This window comes from Gallibacterium faecale (assembly GCF_027920745.1).
In the GTDB taxonomy this organism is placed as follows: Bacteria; Pseudomonadota; Gammaproteobacteria; order Enterobacterales; family Pasteurellaceae; genus Gallibacterium; species Gallibacterium faecale.
The window spans coordinates 1-2,037 of record NZ_JAQIBB010000035.1 but is presented as its reverse complement, the minus strand read 5'-3'; the positions used below and the strand labels follow the sequence as shown (position 1 = coordinate 2,037).

Below are 2,037 nucleotides of genomic sequence, written 5' to 3'. Positions count from 1 at the left end.
GTCCCTCTTGCACGTGATCCTGTCCCCATCTCTAAGCCCGATTCTTCGCCAACATTATTAATCGTGATATTGACAATATTCGGTTGTTGTTGGCTTTCTTCTGCTGTTGCTGAAGCTGATAAAATTGCAGATAAGAGTAGTGCTAGTGTTGTTTTTTTCATAGTGTTCCTTATTGTTTGATTAAAGAAGGAACACTATTAAATTACATAGATGAGGAAAAAGTGAACAGGAAATTGATTATCAAAAAAAATCAATTTAGTGTTATCAGATAACGAGTATTAGATCTTCTGATATAGCTCATCCCAGCTTTGCATATCTTTATCATTTGAAACGAGCTCTAGATTATGAATTTTAGCTGTTGAAAAGTGCACTATATCAAAATTGTGTTTATCTATTTTCTTGGTTTCTTGTCCATTTTGAAGACGTTCATATTTTTCAAATCGAAATAGTTCACTTGCTAAATTCGTAATTTTATGATCAATATTAAGTGATGAAAATGAAGCGATGGCTGTTTTTACCTTCTGATAGGTTTCTTTGTCTTCCCAAGCAAGACCACGTAATACTTCATAGCTAATTAGAGGTGTAATAAAAATGACGGTATTTTCATCTTTCATTAGCATTTTTAATTTTCTGGCTGATTCACTGTCTTTATCATTTAAGGCATCAATAAGAATATTTGCATCGAGTAAAACACCATTCATTTTATACTCCTAATAAGTCTAAGATTGCTTTTTTAGCTTGTTCTTGATGTTCAGCTTTTGCTGACTTAATTTTAATTTGATTAAGATCTATATCAAAAGCCTCTTGTAGCAGATCAATTAGAGCGAAATTACTTGCATTAGGAATATCTTCATTGATGATCTTATTATCCTTATTTACCAAGCGGGATGCGGAACCATTATATAATTGAGAGAGTACCAAAGAAGAATGTGTTGTTATAATAAAACGAGTGCAAGGAAATACTTCAGATAGAATGGGTAAAATTTTCGTTTGCCATTCTAAATGTAGGTGACTCTCTATTTCATCAATTAATACATATCCTTCGATATTCTCTATTTGTTGGCTATTTGTGAAGAATGAATAACCTGCAATAATGGATTGGATTATTTTTATCAGTGATGCAAAGCCACTACTTAATTCGTTTAGTTTTGTTTTTTTACCATCAACCAGAATGGAAACTTGATTATCTCCAGATATTTTTAGTGTTGATTTATCACAACTAATCCGTTCATCAATTTTATTTAAAATCTTCAATAGCGAGATTAATTCTAACTCTCTATTATCTTCTTCATCTTGATAACTTGTTGAAGAATTTGCACGTTGAATAATCCATTCTTGAATAGGTATATCCATATTGAGAGATGAAAAATCATCTCCCATAGAACGAATAATATGTTCGAAATAGTTCTGTGCACGTGTATCAGCAGTTCCTAAAGGTGCAATACTATTACTGTATCCTCCTTTTATTTTCCCTCGATTTTGTGCAGCAAGAAATATAACGGGATAGGAATGGGAGAGTTTATTGTTAGTGAGAAATTGCTCAATACTTTTCCAGCTTTCTGTGTTTATACAAATCACCTGCTCATTATCAATCAAGCATTCATTAAAAACAACATTTTCGCCATACATTCCATATTTTTGAAAAGCAGTATTTGTAAAGATTAATAACGTATAGAGTGCTTCAAGTGCTTTTGTTTTTCCAATGCCATTTGTGCCAATTAATACGTTAATTGAGCTATCTGATAAGGTTAATTTAAGTTCATTTATTCCTTTAACGCCTTTGAAGTCAATATTTTTTAAAGAGAGCATTATGTATCCTGTCTTCAGCATTGTTAGATCTATGACAGCTATACTACGCTATATAAAAAGTTTGTAAAGGCTGGAGCTAAAGTATAAAAAGCAACAACAACATTTTCTTTGCAAAAATACTCCTAGAAATAAAAACTTAATAATGATTATGCTGGTTTTGAATACTTTTAGATCTATAAAAGATGGCAATGCTGAATTTTTTGATTTTTTTTGATAATCAATTTAGTG

At 31.2% G+C, this 2,037-nt stretch carries 2 protein-coding genes; both read right to left on the bottom strand.

Annotation, left to right across the window (positions count from 1 at the left end):
- Nucleotides 1-278: 278 nt before the first annotated feature.
- A complete protein-coding gene (locus tag PF272_RS02365; protein ID WP_271141473.1) occupies nucleotides 279-701 on the bottom strand; it encodes a type II toxin-antitoxin system VapC family toxin in 423 nt (140 codons plus the stop codon).
- Nucleotide 702: 1 nt separating this feature from the next.
- Entirely contained in the window at nucleotides 703-1,809 is a 1,107-nt protein-coding gene (locus PF272_RS02360; protein ID WP_271141472.1) for an AAA family ATPase, read from the bottom strand.
- Nucleotides 1,810-2,037 lie beyond the last annotated feature (228 nt).